Source organism: Streptococcus loxodontisalivarius, from assembly GCF_016908645.1.
GTDB classification, from domain to species: Bacteria; Bacillota; Bacilli; order Lactobacillales; family Streptococcaceae; genus Streptococcus; species Streptococcus loxodontisalivarius.
The window spans coordinates 36,969-53,658 of record NZ_JAFBEH010000005.1 but is presented as its reverse complement, the minus strand read 5'-3'; the positions used below and the strand labels follow the sequence as shown (position 1 = coordinate 53,658).

General features: G+C 40.6%; 15 protein-coding genes and 1 tRNA gene. 2 read left to right on the top strand and 14 right to left on the bottom strand.

Annotated features, from left to right (window positions below; all coding sequences use genetic code 11):
* Window positions 1-209: 209 nt before the first annotated feature.
* From JOC28_RS02095 to JOC28_RS02085, 3 genes are all read right to left on the bottom strand, one after another.
* Entirely contained in the window at window positions 210-560 is a 351-nt protein-coding gene (locus JOC28_RS02095; RefSeq protein ID WP_205008989.1) for a helix-hairpin-helix domain-containing protein, read from the bottom strand.
* Window positions 561-625: 65 nt separating this feature from the next.
* A complete protein-coding gene (locus tag JOC28_RS02090) occupies window positions 626-880 on the bottom strand; it encodes a DUF1912 family protein (RefSeq protein WP_205008988.1) in 255 nt (84 codons plus the stop codon).
* A gap of 219 nt (window positions 881-1,099) precedes the next feature.
* The gene (locus JOC28_RS02085) at window positions 1,100-1,375 is read right to left on the bottom strand and encodes a hypothetical protein (RefSeq protein WP_205008987.1); all 276 of its coding nucleotides are present in this window, start codon (window positions 1,373-1,375) and stop codon (window positions 1,100-1,102) included.
* A gap of 299 nt (window positions 1,376-1,674) precedes the next feature.
* On the opposite strand from JOC28_RS02085, the gene JOC28_RS02080 reads away from it, so the two are divergent.
* Entirely contained in the window at window positions 1,675-2,208 is a 534-nt protein-coding gene (locus tag JOC28_RS02080) for a TetR/AcrR family transcriptional regulator (RefSeq protein ID WP_205008986.1), read from the top strand.
* Between the two features lie 407 nt (window positions 2,209-2,615).
* On the opposite strand, the gene JOC28_RS02075 is transcribed toward JOC28_RS02080, so the two are convergent.
* The 8 genes from JOC28_RS02075 to gatC all read right to left on the bottom strand — a co-directional run bounded on the left by JOC28_RS02075 (window position 2,616) and on the right by gatC (window position 12,244).
* A tRNA-Thr gene (locus JOC28_RS02075) sits at window positions 2,616-2,686 on the bottom strand.
* A 97-nt stretch (window positions 2,687-2,783) separates the two neighbouring features.
* Window positions 2,784-2,990, bottom strand: coding sequence for a hypothetical protein (locus JOC28_RS02070; protein ID WP_205008985.1), 207 nt, complete (start codon window positions 2,988-2,990; stop codon window positions 2,784-2,786).
* A gap of 129 nt (window positions 2,991-3,119) precedes the next feature.
* Window positions 3,120-6,299, bottom strand: a complete 3,180-nt coding sequence (locus JOC28_RS02065) for a glycoside hydrolase family 66 protein (protein ID WP_205008984.1) — start codon at window positions 6,297-6,299, stop codon at window positions 3,120-3,122.
* 160 nt (window positions 6,300-6,459) lie between these two features.
* Window positions 6,460-7,365 carry a DMT family transporter gene (locus JOC28_RS02060; protein WP_205008983.1) on the bottom strand — a complete coding sequence of 302 codons (906 nt, stop codon included), beginning with the start codon at window positions 7,363-7,365 and terminating at the stop codon, window positions 6,460-6,462.
* A 503-nt stretch (window positions 7,366-7,868) separates the two neighbouring features.
* A complete protein-coding gene (locus tag JOC28_RS02055; protein WP_205008982.1) occupies window positions 7,869-8,747 on the bottom strand; it encodes a hypothetical protein in 879 nt (292 codons plus the stop codon).
* A gap of 289 nt (window positions 8,748-9,036) precedes the next feature.
* Window positions 9,037-10,476, bottom strand: coding sequence for an Asp-tRNA(Asn)/Glu-tRNA(Gln) amidotransferase subunit GatB (gene gatB / locus JOC28_RS02050; RefSeq protein WP_205008981.1), 1,440 nt, complete (start codon window positions 10,474-10,476; stop codon window positions 9,037-9,039).
* Complete coding sequence (gene gatA / locus JOC28_RS02045; protein WP_205008980.1) at window positions 10,476-11,942, bottom strand: Asp-tRNA(Asn)/Glu-tRNA(Gln) amidotransferase subunit GatA; 1,467 nt, start codon at window positions 11,940-11,942, stop codon at window positions 10,476-10,478. The genes gatB and gatA overlap by 1 nt, the downstream gene beginning before the upstream one ends.
* Window positions 11,942-12,244 carry an Asp-tRNA(Asn)/Glu-tRNA(Gln) amidotransferase subunit GatC gene (gatC, locus tag JOC28_RS02040; RefSeq protein ID WP_205008979.1) on the bottom strand — a complete coding sequence of 101 codons (303 nt, stop codon included), beginning with the start codon at window positions 12,242-12,244 and terminating at the stop codon, window positions 11,942-11,944. Before gatC ends, gatA begins: the two co-directional genes overlap by 1 nt.
* Window positions 12,245-12,722: 478 nt before the next feature.
* Here gatC and JOC28_RS02035 point away from each other — a divergent pair, with 478 nt between their 5' ends.
* Window positions 12,723-13,727, top strand: a complete 1,005-nt coding sequence (locus tag JOC28_RS02035; protein ID WP_205008978.1) for a type IV pilus assembly protein FimV — start codon at window positions 12,723-12,725, stop codon at window positions 13,725-13,727.
* 23 nt (window positions 13,728-13,750) lie between these two features.
* Here the strand turns inward: JOC28_RS02035 and JOC28_RS02030 are convergent, their stop codons facing one another.
* The 3 genes from JOC28_RS02030 to JOC28_RS02020 all read right to left on the bottom strand — a co-directional run bounded on the left by JOC28_RS02030 (window position 13,751) and on the right by JOC28_RS02020 (window position 16,619).
* Window positions 13,751-14,302 (bottom strand): cysteine hydrolase family protein, encoded by a 552-nt coding sequence (locus tag JOC28_RS02030; protein ID WP_205008977.1) that lies wholly within the window; start codon window positions 14,300-14,302, stop codon window positions 13,751-13,753.
* A gap of 3 nt (window positions 14,303-14,305) precedes the next feature.
* Window positions 14,306-15,091, bottom strand: coding sequence for a GTP-sensing pleiotropic transcriptional regulator CodY (codY, locus tag JOC28_RS02025; protein ID WP_205008976.1), 786 nt, complete (start codon window positions 15,089-15,091; stop codon window positions 14,306-14,308).
* 313 nt (window positions 15,092-15,404) lie between these two features.
* Entirely contained in the window at window positions 15,405-16,619 is a 1,215-nt protein-coding gene (locus JOC28_RS02020; RefSeq protein WP_205008975.1) for a pyridoxal phosphate-dependent aminotransferase, read from the bottom strand.
* Window positions 16,620-16,690: the final 71 nt, after the last annotated feature.

The window sequence follows — 16,690 nt, the reverse complement described above, 5'->3', positions numbered from 1 at the left end:
CAAATCTGACAGGGACGAATTGCTCCGCGGTACCACCCACATTTGAGTGGAGACCACTCACAACTTTATTTGATTCAATTGGTTACATCAGTAACTAGTTTTGACATTTGTGCGGATTTCTCAGTAACGCCGCTTCCTGTGACAAATGGGCTTCAAAACACCTCTGATGAGTTTGATTATAGCAGATTAGAGAGCTGAAAGCAAGAAGATTAAGCCTTGAAAGTCACGCCATTTTCTTTCAATTTTGCTACGGTTGCTGGACCGATTCCTTTGAAAGCAAGCACTTCTTTTTCAGTGAATTTTGCAAAGTCTGCAACTGATTGGATACCTTCATTGTAGAGAGTTTCTACAAGGTTGGCACGGATATCAGCCACTGCTGAGATTGCTGAAAATTCTTCCAAGCTAAGAGTAGCTTGAGATTGAGCTGGTGCTTTAGGTGCTGGTGCAGGCTGAGCAACAACTTGAGAAGCAGCTACTTGATTTGCTTTGAGAGCTCCTGAGCGTTTCAATGCTAACTTAAGTTCTTTTTTACGATAAATTTTATTTTTCTTTTTTGCCATAATAGATCATAGGTCCTTTTCTTTTTCTGCAAATGGCAGAGCAGAAACCTAGTCAAACCTTTCCTTTAATATTCTCTTTTTCCAAGTAAATTGTCTGGAAGATCGTGAAATCCTTTACCAGAACGGTAGTTTTCAAATTTTGTCTGTAAAAAACGATAAGCATCAAGCTTACTTTCATAGCGGATTGCAGCGTCTTTAGCACGCTCATCTCCGTCTTCTTCCCAGACCTGCTGGCTAGCCTTGACGGCACCTTCATTGATAAGAACTTGAGTATTAACCCAATCTTCAAAATCTTTTAAAAACGTTTGTTCAAAAGTCATGATTTCCTCCCGATAAACAATCCTTTTTATTATAGCATGTTTTAGGACAATATTCAGTAAAATGCCCTGCTATTTTTCAAAAAAATACAAAAAACCTAAGGGAACCCCTCAGGTCTCAAGTCTCTACTAGCCCTCTCTCCTTGGCTTTGTAGAAAACATCACTACTTAATTAAATGAATAAAACGTCATCTTACCTGTATCTCCTCTCCCACTATGCTTTTACAAGCGGTTGTAGAGAACATCAACGCCAAGATTGTGGCTTGTGGCAAACACTAAAAAGTCATCATAAGAAGTACGACACTCGCGAAAGGCCTCTCCATGACAAATCTCTTCCAGTAAATCGTTCTCTCTCTTACTCGATGATTGCGATGTCCTAAAGCGAATCAAGAAACGGGTTTCCTTCATCTCCTTAGGCATTCTGATGTAATATTCCTCTCCCTTGTCATCACTAATCAAGAATTCGTGAAATAGGGCATGGCGATTACGATCAGTCAACGCAACATGGCTTTTTAAATAATAGGCCATACTCGTTCCCCTTTTACAATTGATGTTAGTATCTCTCTCAAATTAATCTCTAAACAGATCGAGAACCCTTTATCCATCATTAAATAGTTCCAATTCTAGCTTACACTATTTCACTTTTTCAACTTTGACAAACTAGGAAGGTTTGTCAAATATTTTGTAAATTCATACTATTCTATCAGTCAAAATTAAATTTTTACATTTCTTATAGCTTTTACTTGATTTCTAATTGTATATACTTTATAATTTATTCTTGGGAGGAGATAGCCAGAATGACTTATGCAAGGTCTATTTCTGAGCAAAAGATCTCAGCAGCTCTAGTGAGCTTGTTAAATGAAAAGGAATTTGATTACCTAACCATTCAAGATATTACTGAGGTGGCGGGCGTAAGTCGCGCTACCTTTTACAACCACTTTTCCAATAAGGAAAATATGGTCGAAGTCATCGCAGCACAATTACTGGATGATATTTCAGTCATTCTTATGCAGGATAGTCAGCTTGAGGAAGGCGTCATTTCCCAAGCACTGACCTACATCAAAGAGAACTACACACTAATCCGTAGTTTGATTGATCATTTTTCAACATCTGAAGCTACCATCAAAAAATACATTTCAGAAATTATTCTACACTCTGAAGTTGATTTGAAGCAGAAGTTTCAGGACCACTACGATATGCAGGAAAAATTTGCTTTTGAAATATATATTACAACCATTTACTCTTTAATCATAACTTGGATTAAGACTGGAGCCAAAGAAAGCCCAGAGGAGATGGCAAGAACCATCAAGCATCCAATTAGTCACCACTAGAGTAACTATAAGATAAAAAGTTTGAAGACAAAGTCTTTTTTGATACTTTCCTTAAGTGATGTCGGACGTCAGGTGAAATTGTCCAGTGGATGATTTCAGGAATCAGTGGAATTCCATAACTAATATTTGAGCCTAGTCTCTCAAATATTCCGAGTGTAAGAAATTCTTTTATATAGGCGTTTCTTACACTTTCATCACGGCTGAAGTATCAGGTAAATGCCTAAGACAGTCTCCCAGACTGTCTTAGCACTCACGCCAATAGGAAAATTTATTTCACGTTGGCAGAGCTTTGTTACCAAGTTCCGTTATAAAATGGATTTGTCTACATTCTGAGGTTTGAAGATTACTTCTTCAAACCTTTTTTGCATGCAAAAAAACCTCCTAGAAAACTAGAAGGTTTAAACAGATGCCACCACCGAGAATTGAACTCGGAACTGAGCATTACCATTGCTCTATTATACCATTTAACTATAGCGGCTACTCATCAATAATAGCATAAAACTATTATTGATGCAAGCCCTCACATTGGACCCATGATCCTTTATCTAAGGGCTGAATCAGCAAATAAGAGACTCTTATTTGCGACCCCATCTTCTGATTTTGATCAATTGTTCATAGCCAGTGTTTGTTGATTGAAGGTCAGAGCTAACAATACTGCTAAACTTAGTCTGACTGCTTGAAGAAGAAATAGTTGCTGCTTCAGCATCGTGACTGAAAAAGGCAAGGGCAGATAGGGCTACAAGTGGTAGAGCCAAAAGTGTCAATTTTTTCTTAATAGTCATGGAGTTTCTCCTTAGGATGTATTAGGAATAGAAAATATCCCTTTAATATTATCTTATAGGCAAAACCTCTTGTCAATCGTTTGAACTTATTAAATTTCTTCTGTGAGAAGAAAGACAATTCAAAGCAGACTAGTCCTTGCTTCTCCAGAATAAACCTAGGGCTGATACCAAGACGGTCAAGAGACCTAAAGCCTGATAGATGACTTCATCTGATTCACCTGTTTTTGGTAATTCCTGCTTTTTAGACCATACACCTTCTGACAAGGTTAGGTCATAGGAAACTAGAGCTTTTCCAAATTCTAACTGATTGTTAGCCTTATAGCTAGTCTCACTTGTCTTAGTATTTTTAGTAAAGTCCTTACTTACCATCACTGAAATCTTAGAGGATTTCTTTGGAAGTTCGACAAAAATCGGGAATTCTTTTTGACTGGTCAAAGAGACAACTTTAAGGAGAGAGGATTGTTCAGATTTACTGTCTGCATTGGCGGGAAGTGCCTCATTAACAGCTAGCTTAGTAACCTCTTCTGAAAGAGTTTCTTTCTTAGGCTCTGATTTAATTATTTCTTGCGGTTGAGGATCCTGTGTCATATCAACCGACGATGCTGGGTGATCTTGAACGAGTTCTGGCTCAACAACTTGAGTAATAACTGGTGTAGGCTCAGGGTCTGTGATTATAACTTGAGGGTCTTCTGATATCGGTGTGTCAATGACAGGTTCATCTTGAGTTGGAAAATCCTGTACTGGCTCTTCTACTTGATTTTCATTAACCTCTTGTGGAAGCTCATGGTCTGTAATTGTAACCTGAGGATCATCTGATGTTGGCGTGTCTGTGATAGTTTCATCTTGAGCTGGTTCTTCTTGAATCTGAATGTCTGGATCGACTAGTGCAATCTTTCTACTCTCATCGTCTTTATCTGAAATGACAAGTGATGTAACAGTCTGTGATTCTTCTTGTTTAACCTTGATGAAGATCATATCCCATAGTTCTAATCTAGGAACCTGGATGGTAAGGATAGGTGTCCCATCTTCTGCTAAGCTCAGAGTCGTCTCCAAAGCTATAACAGATGATGTCAACCAATTATCTGGTGAAGTGAGGTAGGTCTGTGCTGCCATGATTTCTGCTTCTTCCAGACTGTAGCCAGTAAGTTTGTAAATAACTTGAAAATCTGACTGTGTTCTTGGTGTCTTATTATTAGCATAACCTTCCTGGTCTTTCCAGTCGGCATCAATTCCCATCAAATTAATAAGTTGAATCGTTTTGACGTCATCATTTGATTTTGAGAAGGTCCAGACCTGATTACCACTAGTACCGCTAGAATCTGTGGATAGAAGATTGCCAGAGTTAGTCTGACTTTTAACCAAATCAGTAGCATCGTTAGTTAGACCACCTCGAAGAAGATTTTCGTAGGCAGTGATAAACTGCTGATAATTGTAAAGTTTGCTTAGTAGCTCATCGGATACTGTCAAGGTTTGTGTTGGATAGTAGGCTGTTTGAAGGAGGCTGAGGTCAGCCTTAGGATTTGCGATAGCTGAAAGGGTCATATGATAACCACCTGACGCTGCAATAACAGCATCAACAAGCAAGGCTGCATCCGCTTGGAAACCTAAACCTTCTTTCACATCACGCGCTGCTCCATTCAAGGGCAACCAATCCTGTTCATAATCGAATTCTGGCTCTTCTATATAGGCTGCAACAACCAAGGACTTCCCAGTATAGTCAAAAGCCTGATCGATACGAGCTTTCAAATCACCATAGCTGGTCTGCAAACGTCCCTTGATAGCAGATCTTCCATTTGGCCAAAGCTCCGTATAGAGAACATCCTGTGGACTTTCAAAGGTCTTGTAGATATTCTCACCATTGACATCGTTGAGAGTCACATAATAATCCGAACCAAAAACTTCCTTAACATAGGCTAGGAAATTGGCATAGGTGTCACTCATCATAAAGCTGCGCTCAAGGTCATTGCTTCCAGCATCTTCAAGCGAAGTAACGCGGTTATCTCCGATTGTATCTGCCTGCCAACCATCAAAGCCATAACGCTGCATAGCCGCCAACATCTGATTTGCAATATAGGTCTGCCAATCCTTATCTGCAGGATTGTAATAGACTTGAAATTCATTACCTTTTATCGAATAGGTCATAGGCTGACCAGGATCTCCGTAACCCTCATCATAGAAATTATAGACCATAGTACCAGGAGAGAATGTCGGATTTTTGGGATTTGAATCAGCTGCCATCATATTATATAGCATAGCCTTGGCACCAGACTCATGAACCTGATCAACCAGACTCTTAACTGCTGCTGTCTCGACCTTGCTGTGACTCCAGCTATTCCACTCCTGATCAAACTCAGCCAGATCAGGCAAGGGATCTGTTGTCGTATGATAGACATCGTAGAAAAAGTAAGAGTTAATATTCATACTTGAAAGCAGATTTAACTCTTGTTCATACTTAGGAAGATTAGATACAAGCAGGCTATTATCACTTGCAGGAGAACCTGCAATAGCAGCATAACGTGGAAAGACGGTCCAGTCTTCCTCAACAGATAAGCCGACACGTTTTTCTGTCAGAAGTTGACCTTGGCTATCCAAGAGCCCAAAAGTCACCAAATAACCTTGATTATTTTCCAAAAGCTCTGCTGGAATTGTCATTGTCATTCCGTATGACTGACCGACAGCTAGAAGAGGACTCTGCTGCTGGAGCTCTGCAACAACTTGATTAGCCTTAGCCAAGCTTAGCGACAAGGTGAGAGCCTGCTCAGTAGACGTTTCATTGCTCACCTGAACCTGATAAGTAACCTCCTGCCCCTGCTGATAGCTAGCCTTGCTGGCAATTGGATCAGATAGGTACTGGTCCTGATTAAGATTTTGAACCTCTTCCGACGAAGCCTCACTTACAGTCGTATCCGACACTTTTGGTTCTTCTTGGGAAATAGCTGACGCTGCTAGATCCACATCAGTAGCACTTACTCCTTCCTGATTGACTATTGTTTGCGTTTCAGACGCTGGCGCACTAAAACTAGGCTCCTCTTGACTGACTGACTCCATGTCAGCATCAGTAGCTGGAATCATCTGCTCCTCCACCAATGACTGGCTTGTCTCACTTGTTTCCAACTCCTGAGCCAGCTCTTCCTGACTCATCTCCTGAACCTGATTCTGCAAATCACTTGGATACTGAGTTTGGTCTCCTTGTTCTGGATTGATCTGCTCACTTTGTACACTCACCTCATCAGCCGATACAACCTTCAGAGGGAGAAATAGGCAGAGCATAGCAATCAAAAAACTACAGAATTTACCTTTATTTTCCATCTTCTCTCTTTTAAACCTCATTATCTTTTAATTTACTTAACAGAATAACACAAATAAATTGATGTATCAAGTTATTTCAAGAAAATTTCTGAAAAAAGGAGGAAAACAAAAATGGTAATACCGGGCTCATTTTCAAAAACAAGCTAGTATTACCAGTCAATTATATATTTCGATTTAACGCCATGAGATCCTTCAAGGAAATAAGAACAACAGCTAAAATGATTAAGAGCATTCCCAAGAAATCAATAGCATAGAAGGATTCCTTCATGATAAGAACAGCAAAGAAGACCGATGCAATAGGTTCTACGGAGGCAAAGAGAGAGCCCTTGACAGGTCCCACGATGGTTGTTCCCTTCAGAAAGACCGTGTAGGCAAAAAGGGTCCCGATAACAATAATCCCAAAGAGAGCCAGAAGATTTCTCGGAGCTAAATCAAGAGGGTATTGCCATGATTGGGTAAAAATCGGAAAAGCAACGCCACCAACCAGCATAGCAGGTCCAATGATAATAAGAGAGCCCCACTCAGCAATCAGCTTGGCAGGTATTAGGATATAAAGAGAATAAGTCACTGCAGAGGCTAGTCCCCAGAAAAGACCTAGAGGTGTAATTGCCAGTTGATTGAATTGACCATGAGTAGCCATAATATAGGTCCCCAAAATAGCCATAACAATCGCTACTAATTCAATCAAACTAGGACGTTGACGACTTTTCAGACAGACATAGGCAAGAATCAAAATAGGTGTCACATACTGTAAAACAGTTGCAGTACCAGCATTGGTCTCCTTGATCGCATTTAGATAGGCATATTGATTCATCAGCAATCCTAGAAGACTAAATAGAACAATTCCTACCATCGTTTTAGGGCTTTTCAGCATCTGCTTGAATCTCTCCCTTTGACCAAGATAGGCCATCAAGGTCAATACCAAACCTGAAATCAACAGTCGCAATGAGGTTAGCAGATTGACATTCATTCCATGAGCCATCAGATATTGACCAGAAACCCCTGAAATTCCCCATGCTGTTCCAGCGATTAGAACCATTAAACTTCCCTGTAATTGCTTATTCATCAAAATCTCCCTTTCAAGTCAGTCTAACTATTGTAACATATTTAAGCAAGTGAGATAGTCCTTCTCAAAAATAAATCATAAGATTTTGGTAATTTTTAAAAAAAGAAAAACCAAGGAAAATTTCCTTGATTTCTGGTTGAAGACAAAGTCTTTTTTCGATACTTTCCTTAAGTGATGTCGGACGTCAGGTGAAATTATCCAGCAGATGATTTCAGGAATCAGTGGAATTCCATTTGAGCCTCTTCGCTTTCCAGTTTTAAGGCTCAGACTTGAAACAGTCCACTGGACTGTTTCACTCTCAAATATTCCGAGTGTAAGAAATGCTTTTATATAAGTATTTCTTACACTTTCATCACGGCGGAAGTATCTTTTGGGGCTCGCTTACGCTCGCATGAAATCGGAAGATTTATTTTAAGTAAGCAGAGCTTTGATTTTAAATTTTGTTGTAAACTAGGTTTGTCTACATTCTGAAACCAAGGAAAATTTCCTTGGTTTAATTCTAATTAGGCTGCGCTGGCTTGAGCAATCAATGCATTTATCTTAGCTTTTTGTTCATCTGTCATATAGTCTGAGTATTCGCTGACGTATTCTTTGAGTGTAGCCTGGTCTACTGTCTTGAGATTATCCTTGACCACATCATAGATTCCTTGGAAGGTTGTATCATCTAGACGATAGCTGCTTTCCATTGCTGACTCAAGTTGACTTTTTGACAGGATATTTGAAGCTGTTGGGATACTTGGTTTCTTGTAATCAATTTTCTTGAAGCTGATTTCCAGCGTCATTGAATCAAAACCATAATCGATACCATCAGCGAAGGCAATTGTCATTTTGATTTCACCACTGCCGTCTTCATCAAGCGTAATTTTTGCAGTTGATTTGTCTGAGAGACTAGCCTTAGCAATATTCAAATAAGTTTCTGAAGTGTCATCATCTGCTTGTTTAGCCACTTGCTCAATTAAGTCTGACATCTTGATAGTAGCTGTTACTTGACCATCTTTCTCAGTAAAGCTATCCTCATCAATATCTTCCAACCAACTGTAATCAGCTTCCATTGACTCATAATCACTAAGAGCTGGAATTTCATTGTCAGAAATCTCTGCTAGGTCAACATACTTACCTTTAACCGTTGTCGTATCAAATCCATAGTAGGCAAACAGAGCGTCAGCATTGACATAAGCCTTGTCATCATCATAAATAAAGTCTACCTTAGACACCTTATCATTAATATCAGACAGGTCTGTGCTAAATTCAGCTTGAGTATCCTTGACATTATATTGCATCTCAAATGACAAGCTCTTGCCTTCAAAACTTGATAAGTCAAAGGTAGAACTTGAAGACGAATCTGCTCCTTGGATATCGCTAATTTTAACCGTATAGCTCATACCGTAATTTTCGTCTCTAGAATTATTAGATTCTAGATAGGATAAGAAAGTCTCCTTGGGACTCTTTGAACAGGCCACCACAAGTAATAAAAGCGGCAGCAAGAGTAATAACCTAAATTTTCTCATTTCATAAACCTCCATTTAAAGATATTACTTACTACACTACTACTTTACCCAATAAAACGTTTTCAGTCAATAGATTTTTAAGATTTCCCCTTATTTCATAATAAGAAAAACGTTTGGAGCACTATTCCAAACGTTTCTTAGATTTATCTAGGCTAGCTAGTTCTTAATCCTTCAATTTAGCCAGTTCTTGGGCAAGAAGTTTAAGGGCAACTTGTGGGTTTGCTTGTCCTTTAGTTGCTTTCATGAGGAATCCTGTAAAGGCCTTGTCGGCATTACGTTTCCCTGATTTGAAGTCAGCTACTGCTGCTTCATTATCTGCAAAGACTTGGTGAATAATTGGAATGAGGACTTCTGGGTCAGAAATCTGAACAAGCCCTGCTTTTTCAACATAATCACGCGCTGATCCACCATTTTTAGCCAAGTGTACAAAGACTTTCTTGGCAATCTTAGATGAGATGGTGCCGTCTTCAATGATGGCAATCATTTCAACCAAGTTTTCTGGTGTCAAGCTGATTTGCTCGATGGTCTTGTTTTCACTGTTAAGGAATTGGGCAACCTCACCTTGCAACCAGTTTGAGACTTGTTTAGCGTCACCACCAATTGCAACTGCAGCTTCAAAGAAGTCTGAAGTTGCCTTAGTTGCTGTCAATTGGCTAGCATCGTAGTCTGACAAGCCAAGCTCTGAAACATAGGCAGCACGGCGCTCAGCTGGGAATTTAGGAAGGGTTTCACGCATTTCCTCAATCCACTCATCAGAAATCTCATAAAGTGGTAGATCAGGCTCTGGGAAGTAACGGTAATCCGCAGCCCCTTCTTTGACACGCATGAGGATAGTAGCCTTGTTGGCTTCATCATAACGGCGTGTTTCTTGTTGAATCTGACCACCTGCACGCAAGATTTTTTCTTGACGAGCGACTTCGTATTCCAAACCTTTACGCACATTTGAGAAAGAGTTGAGGTTTTTAAGCTCTGTTTTGACACCAAATTTTTCTTGACCATAAGGACGAAGAGAAATATTAGCATCCACACGCATAGACCCCTCTTCCATCTTAACATCTGAGATGCCTGTGTATTGGATGATTTCTTTAAGTGCAGTCAAGTAAGCATAAGCTTCTTCTGGAGAACGCATGTCCGCTTCTGACACGATTTCGATCAAAGGCACACCTTGACGGTTGAGGTCGACATAAGAATAACCATCTGTACCGTGGGTATTTTTCCCTGCATCCTCTTCCAGGTGGGCACGTTCGATACGGATTTTCTTAGTTGAACCATCTTCCAAAGCTACTTCAATCCAACCATTGTAACCGATTGGCTCATCAAATTGAGAAATTTGGTAGGCTTTAGGATTATCAGGGTAGAAATAGTTCTTACGGTCAAAATGCATGTGCTGGTGAATATCCATATTCAAAGCCAGCGCAGCCTTGATCCCTGCATCAATGACACCCTTGTTCATAACTGGAAGAACACCTGGGAATGACCAGTCAATGACATTGGTATTGGCATTTGGATCTTCACCAAAGTGAGCAGATGATGGTGAGAAAATCTTTGAGTTGGTGTTCAATTCAACGTGGACTTCAAGTCCAATGATGGTTTCAAAGTTCATTACTTAGCACCTCCAAAGATAACGGGTTGTTGTTTGTGGTAGTCAGTTGTTGCTTCAAAGGCTGATGCCGCTTGATAGATAGTTTCTTCTGAGTATTTAGGACCAATCAATTGAAGACCAACTGGCAAGCCATCAACAAATCCTGATGGGATTGAAATACCTGGAAGACCAGCAAGGTTAACAGGAATTGTCAAGAGGTCAGCCAAGTACATGGCAACAGGGTCCTGACTTTGACTGCCAAGGTCATAGGCAACTGTTGGTGCTGTTGGGCCAAGAATCAAATCGTAGTCGGCAAAGACCTTCTCAAAGTCTTGGATGATCAAGGTACGCACCTGACCAGCTTTCTTGAAGTAGGCATCGTAGTAACCTGATGACAAGCTGAAAGTCCCTAGCATGATACGGCGTTTGACCTCTTCACCAAAACCTTGACTACGTGTTTTGACATAGATATCTTCTAGATTTTGAGCATCTTCAGCACGGAAACCATAACGGATACCGTCAAAACGTTGCAAGTTTGATGACGCTTCTGATGAGGCGATGATGTAGTAAACTGCCACACCGTACTTGCTGTGTGGAAGGCTGACTTCTTCAACGATAGCTCCCATTTTTTCAAATTGCTGAGCTGCTGCAAGGATATTTTCCTTGATTTTTGGATCAATACCTTCTCCCAAGTATTCCTTAGGAAGGGCAATCTTCATACCTTTGATATCTTGACCAATTTTTGACGTGAAGTCTTCAATGTGAACGGGTGCAGATGTTGCATCCTTGCTGTCAGCTCCTGAAATCACGTTTAGAAGCTGAGCATTTTCCTTAACCGTTTGTGAAAAGGGACCAATCTGATCCAAAGATGAACCAAAGGCAATCAAGCCAAAACGTGAAACAGTCCCATAAGTTGGTTTCAAACCAACGATACCATTGAAGGCTGCTGGTTGGCGGATAGAACCACCTGTGTCAGAACCAAGTGACAGACGAACTTGACCAGAAGCAACTGCAGTCGCTGAACCACCTGATGAACCTCCAGGAACCTTGTCTTGATTCCAAGCATTTTTAGTCTTCTTGAAGTATGATGTCTCTGTGGAACCACCCATGGCAAACTCGTCCATGTTAGTTTTACCGATGACAATCATGCCCTTATCATAGGCTTGTGACACTGATGTCGCATCAAAGATTGGCTCATAATTGTAGAGCATTTTTGAAGCTGCAGTTGTCAAAATCCCTTTTGTTGAGATATTGTCTTTGACAGCAAGCGGGATACCAGACATGATATTGTCCGCATCGATACCTGCCTCGTCAATAGCTTTAGCTTGAGCAAGGGCAGCCTCATCCGCAACAGTAATGAAAGAACCAACAGCCTCTTCACGTGCATGGATATCATCAAGCGTTGCTTGCGTCAATTCAGTCGCAGAGATTTCTTTTTTGACCAGAAGGTCGTGCAATTCTTCAATTGTTTTCTCATTAAAAGACATTAGGCATCTCCTCCGTCATCCAAAATAGCTGGCACCTTGATAAAGTTATTTTCTTTCTCAGGAACATTTTTAAAGAGTAACTCACGGTCTGTTCCTTTTTCAGCAACATCCTCACGGATAACCGTTTTACGGTCAGCCATAGTTGTTGTCACAGGAACACCAGTCGTATCAACCTCTTCAAGCAACTCAACCATATCAACAATTTTACTCAAAGTTGTCGCAAAAGCCGCAGTGTCTTCACTGTTAAATTCAAGCTTAGACAACTTGGCAACATGGCGTACTTCTTCTTCAGAAATTTTCATGAATTTCTCCTCTTGTATTTTTACATAGTCCTACTAAGTATATCACAAATCCATCATTCTATCAGCACTTATGATATAATGAATCATTCCTGTTGTTGGATTTTTTGTTTTTTTGATAGTCTCCTTAGGTGGGGGGGGCGTAAGCAAACCTTCGGTTTCATTACTAAAGTAAAAGCCTAAGGTCTTTTCTCTTCGCTCTCTAGTTTCAAGGCTCAGACCTAAAACAGCCCACTGGGCTGTTTTACTCCCAAGCGAGCTTGTCGCTCTTAACACCACAGCGGAGACTATCAGAGGTGGCGTACTCCGTACGCCTATGGCTATCGCTTCTAAGCAAAATTCCCATACTCATACGGTAAAATCCTTATTTCATCGTGGTGTTTTTTCTTCTTACGACTCAGCAAAGCCTTGTCCGATCTAGGATAAGCAGCAACAGGAATTATTCTATAATTGAAACCTATTCCAATCAGAAAGGATTATCATGGGAAAAATTCGTCAACCACTGGCTGATAAAATCTTGGAAAATTCTGTTTCCAAGCACCTAGCTAGCGCTATCAAGGAGTGGCAAACCATTTCTAAAATCCACAATGAAATCGATGGCTCCATCCGCTGTCTCTGTGGACAACCTGGCATTAAGGACTGGTATGAACTGGAAAATGTCAAAAACGGCAAGGTACTTATCCACATCGGTGCCAACTGCATCACCTATTTTACTGCAGCCACGGATTTTCTCCCTGCAGATTCTCTGAAAAAATTGGGTAAGCTCAAGCAGACGGCATCAGAAGATCAAGAGCCTATTTTCACCAAGACTCACTTCCCCCAGAGCCTGATTAACTACCTCTGGGAAAATGATGTTTTCACCGAACGCCCTGAGAACAACTTCCACGCCTACACCGACTACAAGCGCTTCAACGAGCTGATTCACAAGGGTGGACGCAGAGCCTCTCACTCTCCTGAAGAATATGCAGAGCTGACTCAGTTATGGCAGGATTTCATCAAACCCTTCCTTCTAGACCAGCCACGAAAAGAGTTGCACCTTGAAACCTTGGACCATTCTAGCTTCGCCTACCAGAAACGCATTCAAGAATTAGAAAGTCAGGTCGCAGAGCTCCAAGCCCAGCTAGCTGAGAAAGATGAATCAGGTTCTAAGCTAAAAAGTGCAGACAAAAATGAGGGCAAAAAGCGCCAGCCTATTCTCCCAAAGCCAAAAGAAAAAGAAGAGAGCTTATCAGCACCAAGTGCCTACAAGACCATTCAGACCATCACGCGCCGCAGAAAGAATAAACGCCATCTGCTACCAAGCGACTTTAATGCTGAATTGTTAGACTACTTTTTAGCTAGGGAATTCATCACAAAAGCACAGGAAAGCAAGCTCCGCACTGCCATGGCCCACAGCAATTATGCCCTCAATGACTATCTCAGAAAAGATGTCAATGCCATCCTGATTCCCCTAACAGAGACTATAAAAAAAGATAAGAGTAGCTGATAAACAGCTACTCTTATCTTTTTTTAGTCAATAATCTTAGCACCCAAAACATTTTTAAAATGATTGAGAGCAAATTGATGGGCTTGGTCTGTTATCGAAGCGATAGCAGATGCCTGAATTTCAATATCATAACCTAAATTATAGGCATCAATAGCTGTGTGCAAGACACAGATATCACTAAGAACACCAGTCAAGACGACGGTTGTAATGCGACGCTCACGCAGGCGAATATCAAGATCAGTTCCTGCAAAAGCTGAATAGTGACGCTTATCCATCCAAAAGACTTTTGAGTCAAATTGAATCTCTTGATAGAGCTCACCCAGCTTGCCATAGAGATCACGGCCAGCAGTTCCTTTGATATTGTGGGGTGGAAAGAGTTTAGACTCAGGGTGGAACACATCCTCCTCCTCATGACAATCAATCATAAAGAAAATATAGTCCCCAGCCTCAAAAGCTTCTTTAGTCACAGCAGCAATCTTTTCTTCAATGGCTTGCGCAGGATTTCCTGCTGTTAACTTACCATCGTCTGCCACAAAATCAGTCGTGTAATCAATTGAAATTAAAGCTTTGGTCATAGTTTAATCGTAGTCCTTAATCTTGTCAAAGATACCTTCGTTGATAACCTTGAGGTAAGTACCTTTCATACCAAGTGAACGGCTCTCAATGATACCAGCTGACTCCAACTTACGGAGGGCATTAACAATAACTGAACGTGTGATACCGATACGGTCTGCAATAACTGATGCAGTCAAACGACCTTCTGTACCATCAAGTTCGTGAAGAATAGCAGCTACTGCTTTCATCTCTGAATATGACAAGGTATTGATTGCCATATTAACAGCAGTCTGTTTACGGATAGTTTCTTCCAAGTTTTCAGTTTGAAGGTTAAGCAATTGAAGACCAACAACGGTAGAGGCAATCTCAACCAAGATCAAGTCATCATCGTTGAACTCATCGTCGTTGCGCCAGATGATAAATGAACCAAGACGCATACCACCACCATAAATAGGTGCGATTGTTGTCAATCCATCAGGGTAAACATCTTTTGACTCAACAGGGAAGATTGTCAAATCGCTATCAACTGACAGGTTAGCCTCTGTGTCATAAACACGGCTGGCAGCTTTAACATAGCTATCTGGGAATTGCTTAGCATCAAAGAATTCTTCAACACGGTCATTGTTTGTTTTGTACTTCATGGCATAGCCTAGAAGGTTACCACCACCGTTGATAATACATGCGTTACAATCAATGATATCTGCTAGTTGCGCAGCCATTGTGTTGTAAGGAAGGTCAGTATCAAGGCTATCGACTGAGCGTTGCAAAATAGAGGTAATTTTTCTCGTTTTTTCTAACAAATTTGGCATGATTTTACTCTTTCATTTCTTTCTTTTTAGTCATTCATAGTCATTATAACAAAGCTGTTTACGAATTGCAAATAATTATCAGAAAATTTTTTATTATCCGAAAAAGTTATCAAATCATTCGTCTTTTAAATCTTTTATAAGCTCTATTCGATAAAATATGCACTTCTTATCCGTTTTTTCCGAAGTTTAATTTCCACAATTGTACAGTTAACTTTATACAATTCACAATTTTAGAATAGATTTTAGCGAAAAATTCCCGAAATAATAGAAAAAAGCAACCTTAATTGTCTAGAATTAAAGTCACTTTTCTCATTTAACGTTTATATTGGGCAAGTACGCGAGTTAGCTTCTCTTGAACTTCAGCCAATTCTTCAACACGTGGTAGGTAGACGATTCGGAAGTGATCTGGTTCATTCCAGTTGAAACCTTTACCAGGCACCAGCATAACCTTTTCCTGCTTCAAGAGTTGCAAGCAGAATTCTTCATCATCGTCGATACGATACATATTGCGGTCGATTTTAGGGAAGATATAAAGCCCTGCTGATGGTTTTACTGCAGACAAGCCTGGAATATCATTGACAGCCTTGGTGATAAATTCACGCTGCTCATAGATACGACCACCTGGCACCAAGAGTTCATCCACAGACTGATAACCTCCCAAAGAGGTTTGGACAATCTGCTGGGCTAGGACATTTGAACAGAGACGCATATTTGACAGCATGTTGAGTCCTTCAATATAGCCTTTGGCACCAGATTTATCTCCAGATAGAACCATCCATCCCACACGGAATCCTGCAACACGGTGTGATTTTGAGAGACCATTCATTGAAACACATAGGACATCTGGCGCAAGACTAGCAATGGCAATGTGTTCTTTTCCATCCATGACCAAGCGGTCATAGATTTCATCTGCGAAGATGATCAAGTCGTTCTGGCGGGCAATGTCAACCAAGTCTTCTAGAACATCTTTAGGATAAAGTGCACCCGTTGGATTATTAGGGTTGATGACAACGATAGCCTTAGTATTTGAAGTGATTTTAGACTTGATGTCCTCAATATCTGGATACCAGTTATTCTGTTCATCACAGACATAATGCACCGCATTTCCCCCAGCAAGACTGACACAGGCAGTCCAAAGCGGGTAGTCAGGCATGGGTACTAAAACTTCATCCCCATTTTCCAATAATGCTTGAAGCGCCATTGGAATAAGCTCTGAAACTCCGTTCCCCATATAGATATCATCTACATCAACGTTAGGAAAGCCCTTGACCTGACAGTACTGCATAACCGCCTTGCGGGCTGAAAAAAGACCTTTACTGTCTGAATAACCTTCACTACTTCTAGCGTTCATGATAAGGTCACGAATGACTTCGTCTGGGGCGGTAAAGCCAAACTCTGCAGGGTTACCTGTATTGAGGCGAAGAATTTTTTCACCGTTGGCAATCATTCGGTTAGCTTCGTCCAAAATCGGACCACGAATATCATAAGCAACGTGTTCTAACTTTGATGATTTATCATAAATTTTCATAACTTACACCAGGAAAGAAGGACTTCTTTCTCTTCCTTTCATATTTGGCAAGGGCAAAAAGCTCTAACCTT